General features: G+C 63.8%; 6 protein-coding genes. 4 read left to right on the top strand and 2 right to left on the bottom strand.

Going from position 1 to position 6,264, the window contains the following annotated elements:
* Positions 1-245: 245 nt before the first annotated feature.
* Both AKL29_RS17160 and AKL29_RS17155 read right to left on the bottom strand, forming a co-directional pair.
* On the bottom strand, positions 246-905 hold the full coding sequence (locus AKL29_RS17160) for a uracil-DNA glycosylase (protein ID WP_050384952.1): 660 nt from the start codon (positions 903-905) through the stop codon (positions 246-248).
* On the bottom strand, positions 886-1,518 hold the full coding sequence (locus AKL29_RS17155; protein ID WP_016844002.1) for a LabA-like NYN domain-containing protein: 633 nt from the start codon (positions 1,516-1,518) through the stop codon (positions 886-888). The genes AKL29_RS17160 and AKL29_RS17155 overlap by 20 nt, the downstream gene beginning before the upstream one ends.
* Before the next feature lie 361 nt (positions 1,519-1,879).
* Between AKL29_RS17155 and rpoZ the strand changes: the two genes are divergently transcribed.
* The 4 genes from rpoZ (at position 1,880) to acpS (ending at position 6,113) form a co-directional block, all read left to right on the top strand.
* Positions 1,880-2,272, top strand: coding sequence for a DNA-directed RNA polymerase subunit omega (gene rpoZ / locus AKL29_RS17150; RefSeq protein ID WP_016844003.1), 393 nt, complete (start codon positions 1,880-1,882; stop codon positions 2,270-2,272).
* Between the two features lie 210 nt (positions 2,273-2,482).
* Positions 2,483-4,774: a RelA/SpoT family protein gene (locus tag AKL29_RS17145; protein ID WP_026192848.1), complete on the top strand. Its 2,292-nt coding sequence runs from the start codon at positions 2,483-2,485 to the stop codon at positions 4,772-4,774.
* Between the two features lie 155 nt (positions 4,775-4,929).
* Positions 4,930-5,700 carry a pyridoxine 5'-phosphate synthase gene (locus tag AKL29_RS17140; RefSeq protein WP_050384951.1) on the top strand — a complete coding sequence of 257 codons (771 nt, stop codon included), beginning with the start codon at positions 4,930-4,932 and terminating at the stop codon, positions 5,698-5,700.
* Entirely contained in the window at positions 5,697-6,113 is a 417-nt protein-coding gene (gene acpS / locus AKL29_RS17135) for a holo-ACP synthase (protein ID WP_050384950.1), read from the top strand. The genes AKL29_RS17140 and acpS overlap by 4 nt, the downstream gene beginning before the upstream one ends.
* Positions 6,114-6,264: the final 151 nt, after the last annotated feature.

Raw genomic sequence — 6,264 nt, 5'->3', positions numbered from 1 at the left:
ATGGATGCGATAAGTGTCAACACCACCTAGAGCAATATGAAGTCGTGGGGCGGTCGCAGGTCACGCTGCCAGAATATTGAAAACAACCCCATGCAAAGTAGCCGGCAGCGGCCGGCGTTCGCCCAGGCAACTTGACACGTCGGGCAATTCAGGGATATTTTTCTATTATTCCGAAGCCGCGCGAGTGTCCTGTAGCATTTGCAGGCTTTGGATAGCGGTTCGCAAAGCGGATACCGGAAGGGGCGCTAGCCGAGCTCCTTGCGCACGGTCGCGAACACCTTGCGGAACATGTCGGTCGTCAACACGCCGGTGTTCGTGTTGTAGCGCGAGCAGTGGTAGCTGTCGTAGAGCTTGAATTTGCCCGCACTATGCACGGCACCGTGCACAAAGGGCGCGGCCGCCAAGCGAACATCCAATGCCTTGAGAGTCGATTCGTGCGCGATTCGTCCGAGCAGCACGATCGCGCGCAGCTTCGGCATCGTCGCGATGGTGGCGCGGAGGAATTGCCGGCAGGTGTTGATCTCGACCGGCAGCGGCTTGTTCTGCGGCGGCACGCAGCGCACCGCGTTGCTGATCCGGGCGTCGATCAGCTTCAGCCCGTCGTCCGGCCGCGCCTGATAGACGCCGCTGGCGAAGCCGTATTCGAGCAGGGTCGCGTAGAGCAGGTCACCGGCGTAGTCGCCGGTGAAGGGACGGCCGGTGCGGTTGGCGCCCTGCAGGCCCGGCGCGAGCCCGACGATCAACAGCCGCGCATTCGGATCGCCGAACGATTCCACCGGTGAGTTGAACCAGCCCGGCTCGCGCGCGCGCGCCTGCGCGCGGAACTCGGCCAGCCGTGGACAGAGCGGACAGTTGCTGTCGGGGCGCGTGGCAGCGGTGACGAGATTACTCGTCGAAATCGTCATCGGCTCCCCGTGGGGCCATGGTGGTCGCGCGCTGCAGGAATTGCGGGGAGTGGTGGCGCGGTTCGCGCGGGGCCGGACGTTCCGACGGATCGCGGCCGAGCTTGGATTGCAGCTCGACGAGGTCGGTGAAAACGTCGGCCTGGCGGCGCAACTCGTCGGCGATCATCGGCGGCTGGCTGGCGATGGTGGAGATGACCGTGACGCGAACGCCACGGCGCTGCACTGCTTCCACCAGCGAGCGGAAGTCGCCATCGCCGGAAAACAGAATCATCTGGTCGATGTGCTCGGCGAGTTCCATGGCATCGACGGCAAGCTCGATGTCCATGTTGCCCTTCACCTTGCGGCGGCCGCTGGCGTCAATGAATTCCTTGGTCGCCTTGGTGACGACGGTGTAGCCGTTGTAATCGAGCCAGTCGATCAACGGGCGGATCGACGAATACTCCTGATCCTCGATGATCGCCGTGTAGTAGAACGCACGGAGCAACGTGCCGCGACTCTGGAACTCCTTGAGGAGGCGCTTGTAGTCGATGTCGAAGCCCAGCGTCTTTGCGGTGGCGTAAAGATTCGCTCCGTCGATGAAGAGCGCGATCTTGTTGGAAACAGGTGACGACATCAAAGTGTTCTCGCGTGGTTGTTAGTGTTCTTAGCGCGGCGGTGATCAACCGCGCGCAATTTCCGGCGTTGCTGCCTAAAGTTCTGTGAATCTTTCCCCACGACAGTCACCACCGCAATTATGGTGAGGCGAGGGCAAAAAGCCTAGACCCTTGACATTGCAATGAAGAGATTTACTCGCCTGGGACAGCAACCTGGCCATGTCGTCAGACGCTCCGGCCCTTCTGGCCCCCGTCAGACCGGGTTATCAGAGCCTGTTCGGAAGGCAAATCACAAATTTTACCTTGCGAAACGGGGGCTAGCCCTATAACTAACCCTCATAACCTACATGTTCGGTCCCTTTTACCACGGAGCGCCTCGAGATGGCTCGCGTCACCGTCGAAGATTGCATTGACAAGGTCGACAATCGTTTCGACCTCGTCCTGTTGGCCGCGCATCGCGCCCGGATGATCTCGTCGGGATCGCAACTCACGGTTGATCGCGACAACGACAAGAATCCGGTCGTCTCGCTGCGCGAGATTGCCGATTCGACGATCTCGCCGGAAGACCTGAAAGAGGAACTCGTGCACTCCCTGCAGAAGTTCGTCGAGGTCGACGAGCCCGAGCCCGACACCGTGCCGCTGATCGGTTCCGCCGGTGCCAGCGTCGACGCCGACGACACCGAGGTGGCGGTCGAGCGGATGACCGAGGAAGAGCTGCTGAAGGGCCTCGAGGGACTGGCGCCCCCGGAGGAGCAGCCCGAGGAAGACGAGTAAGCTCGCCGTCGTTTCGAACAGATTTGCCGAAGGCCCGGACATTGCTCCGGGCCTTTGCTTTTGTTGACAATTTTGCTGTTACGGTGCGTCCTATGCGGACGCGGGAAATTGAATGGTTCCAGGGCCCGCGCGGGGTGCTGCTTCATTGGAAAGCGCACTAGATTGAGGAAAGGTGGGACGTTCCGGTCCCGCGCGAGAGGCAGCGAGTTCATGGCGTATCGACGCCGCAGTTCCATCCAGATGCAGGCTGCAACCGAAACGGTCGCGGTGGCGCCGACGTCGTCCACGGCGGAGAGGCCGGCCAAGCCGCGGACGCGAATGATGCGACAATATGACCTCGTCGAGCGTGTCCGCTCCTATAACCCCGACACCAACGAAGACCTGCTCAACCGCGCCTATGTCTACGCCATGAAGGCGCACGGCACGCAGACCCGTGCCTCCGGCGATCCCTATTTCTCGCATCCGCTCGAGGTCGCCGCGATCCTCACCAACCTCAAGCTCGACGACGCCACGATCGTGGCGGCGCTGCTGCACGACACGATCGAGGACACCGAGGCGACGCGGGCCGAGATCGACAATGTATTCGGCCACGAGATCGGCGCGCTGGTCGAAGGCCTGACCAAGCTGAAGCGGCTGGAACTGGTGTCGCGCGAAGCCAAGCAGGCCGAGAATTTGCGCAAGCTGCTGCTTGCGATCGCCGACGACGTCCGCGTGCTGCTGATCAAGCTCGCTGACCGGCTGCACAACATGCGCACGCTGGAGTTCGTGCCGCCGGCCTCGCGCCGGCGCATCGCCGAGGAGACGCTGGATATCTATGCGCCGCTGGCCGGCCGCATGGGTATGCACGAGATGCGCGAGGAGCTCGAGGACCTGTCGTTCTTCGTGCTCGATCCCGAGGCCTATGCGGTGGTCAAGCAGCGGCTCGATTCACTGGCCGAGCGCAACCGCAATTTGATCGGCGAGATCGAAACCCAGCTCTCCAAGAATTTGCAGAAGAACGGCATCACCGCACGGGTGTTCGGCCGCCGCAAGCAGCCGTTTTCGATCTGGACCAAGATGGAGCGCAAGTCGGTCGGCTTCGAGCAGCTGTCCGATATCTACGGCTTCCGCATCATCCTCGACGATGTCGGCGCCTGCTACCGCGCGCTCGGCATCGTCCACACCACCTGGCCGGTGGTGCCGGGCCGCTTCAAGGACTACATCTCGACCCCGAAGCAGAACGACTACCGCTCGATCCACACCACGGTGATCGGGCCGGGCAAGCAGCGCGTCGAGCTGCAGATCCGCACCGAGGACATGAACCAGATCGCCGAGTTCGGTATCGCCGCGCACGCCTTCTACAAGGAGGGCGCGGGCTCGCCGCACGAGCGGCTGAAGCATGAGTCCAACGCCTTCGCCTGGCTGCGCCACACCATCGGCATCCTCTCGGAAAGCGCCAATCCGGAAGAATTCCTCGAGCACACCAAGCTCGAGCTGTTCCACGACCAGGTGTTCTGCTTCACGCCGAAAGGCAAGCTGATCGCGCTGCCGCGCAACGCCAACGTGATCGATTTCGCCTATGCCGTGCACACCGGCGTCGGCAACAGCGCGGTCGGCTGCAAGATCAACGGCAAGTTCGCGCCGTTGTCCTCCGAGCTGCAGAACGGCGACGAGGTCGAGGTGCTGACCTCGAAGGCGCAGTCGGCGCCGCCGTCGGCCTGGGAAGCGCTCGCCCGCACCGGCAAGGCGCGCGCCGCGATCCGCCGTGCCACCCGCGACGCGGTGCGCGACCAGTATGCCGGCCTCGGCCGCCGCATCGTCGACCGCCTGTTTGCCCGCGCCAAGATCGAATACGCCGACGACAAGCTGAAGGGTGCGTTGCCGCGGCTCGCGCGCAGCTCGATCGAGGACGTGATGGCCTCGGTCGGGCGCGGCGAGATCAAGGCTTCCGACGTCGCGCGCGCGATGTATCCGGACTACAAGGAAGAGCGGCTGGTGCGCTACGGCGCCAAGAAGGGCCTCGCCGCCAAGCTGAAGACGCAGAACCCGCCGCATCCGGCGCGCGCCACCTCGGTGATCCCGGTGCGGGGCATCAATTCCGACCTGCCGGTGAAGTTCGCGCCGAACGGCGGTGCAGTGCCGGGCGACCGGATCGTCGGCATCGTCACGCCGGGCGAGGGGATCACGATCTATCCGATCCAGTCGCCGGCGCTGAAGGACTTCGAGGAGGAGCCGGAGCGCTGGCTCGACGTGCGCTGGGATATCGACGAAACCATGCCGCAGCGCTTCCCGGCCCGCATCCTGGTCCACAATGTCAACGAGCCCGGCAGCCTCGCCCAGATCGCGACCGTGATCGCCGAGCACGACGGCAATATCGACAACATCCACATGTCGCGCCAATCGCCTGATTTCACGGAGTTGACCATCGACCTTGAGGTCTATGACCTCAAGCATCTCAGCGCTATCATCGCCCAGTTGCGCGCCAAGGCCGTCGTCGCTCGGGTCGAGCGCGTCAATGGTTAGGGTTCCGCCTGTCATCGGCCCTCATGGTGAGGAGGCGCGTCAGCGCCGTCTCGAACCATGCGGCCCGAGACGGGGCCACATCCTTCGAGACGCGGCGCAGGCGCCGCTCCTCAGGATGAGGGGATGGTTCAACTGGTCTGTCAGAGAGTGATTTGATGTCGTCTCCGCCGCTGCGTCTCGGTATCAATGTTGATCACGTCGCCACTCTGCGCAATGCGCGGGCCGGAGCGCGGCCCGATCCGGTGCGGCTGGCGCTTGCCGCGATCGCGGCCGGCGCCGACGGCATCACCGCGCATTTGCGCGAGGATCGCCGCCACATCCGCGATGAGGACATGGCGCGGCTCAAGGCCGAGATCTCCAAGCCGTTGAATTTCGAGATGGCGGCGACCGACGACATGTTGCGGATCTCGCTCGCCACCAAGCCGCACGCGGTTTGCCTGGTGCCGGAACGGCGCCAGGAGCTCACCACCGAAGGCGGCCTCGACGTGGTCGGCCAGCACAACGCGCTGGCGCCGTTCATCGCGCGGCTCAATGACGCCGGCATCCGCGTCTCGCTGTTCATTGCCGCCGATCCCAGGCAGATCGAGATGGCCGCGAAGCTGAAGGCGCCGGTGATCGAGATCCACACCGGTGGCTGGTGCGACGCCGTGGTCGACGGCCACCAGGACAAGGCGGAGGCCGAATGGAAGCGCATCGTAGCCGGCGCCAAGCTCGCGCAGGCGGCCGGGCTCGAGGTCCATGCCGGCCACGGGCTCGACTATGACACCGCGGAGACGATTTCCGCGCTGCCCGAAATCCGGGAGTTGAACATCGGCTATTTCATGATGGGCGAGGCGCTGTTCGTCGGCATCGCCGGGACGGTGCGTGAGATGCGTGCGGCGATGGACCGCGGCCGCGCCAGGGCGCAGGGTGCGGTCAGCGCATGATCATCGGCATCGGCTCGGACCTGATCGACATCACCCGGGTGGCCAAGGTGATCGAGCGCCATGGCGAGCGATTCCTCGACCGCATCTTCACCGATGCCGAGCGCGCCAAGGCGATGCGCCGTGCCAACAGCGAGAAGATGGTGGTCGCCACCTACGCCAAGCGCTTCGCTGCCAAGGAAGCCTGCTCCAAGGCGCTCGGCACCGGTATCCGGCGCGGGGTGTGGTGGAAGGACATGGGCGTGGTGAACCTGCCGGGCGGGCGGCCGTCGATGCGGCTGACCGGCGGGGCGCTGGCCCGGCTGCAGGAACTGACGCCCGAGGGCATGCAGGCGCAGATCGACCTTTCGATCACCGACGATTGGCCGTTGGCCCAGGCCTTCGTCATAATTTCGGCGGTTGCCACCGCCAGATGAGCCCGCGGTGCAGGATTCTGCCGGAAAACTTCAGCAAACTAAAAAATCATTGATATTTCAATGAATTGCGAAGTTTTGAGGCGGCGATTGATTGCGCCCCTGCGAACAACCGTCTAAAACGCCGCAGGGTTATATCGAGCGAGACGCTGAT

Source organism: Bradyrhizobium pachyrhizi, from assembly GCF_001189245.1.
In the GTDB taxonomy this organism is placed as follows: domain Bacteria; phylum Pseudomonadota; class Alphaproteobacteria; order Rhizobiales; family Xanthobacteraceae; genus Bradyrhizobium; species Bradyrhizobium pachyrhizi.
This window is presented reverse-complemented; position numbering and strand designations above follow the sequence as displayed.

Bases quoted from the DNA above. Each gene is read 5' to 3' on its own strand.
- AKL29_RS17160 (WP_050384952.1), bottom strand. From the start codon at position 905: ATGACGATTTCGACGAGTAATCTCGTCACCGCTGCCACGCGCCCCGAC.
- AKL29_RS17155 (WP_016844002.1), bottom strand. From the start codon at position 1,518: ATGTCGTCACCTGTTTCCAACAAGATCGCGCTCTTCATCGACGGAGCG.
- rpoZ (WP_016844003.1), top strand. From the start codon at position 1,880: ATGGCTCGCGTCACCGTCGAAGATTGCATTGACAAGGTCGACAATCGT.
- AKL29_RS17145 (WP_026192848.1), top strand. From the start codon at position 2,483: ATGGCGTATCGACGCCGCAGTTCCATCCAGATGCAGGCTGCAACCGAA.
- AKL29_RS17140 (WP_050384951.1), top strand. From the start codon at position 4,930: ATGTCGTCTCCGCCGCTGCGTCTCGGTATCAATGTTGATCACGTCGCC.
- acpS (WP_050384950.1), top strand. From the start codon at position 5,697: ATGATCATCGGCATCGGCTCGGACCTGATCGACATCACCCGGGTGGCC.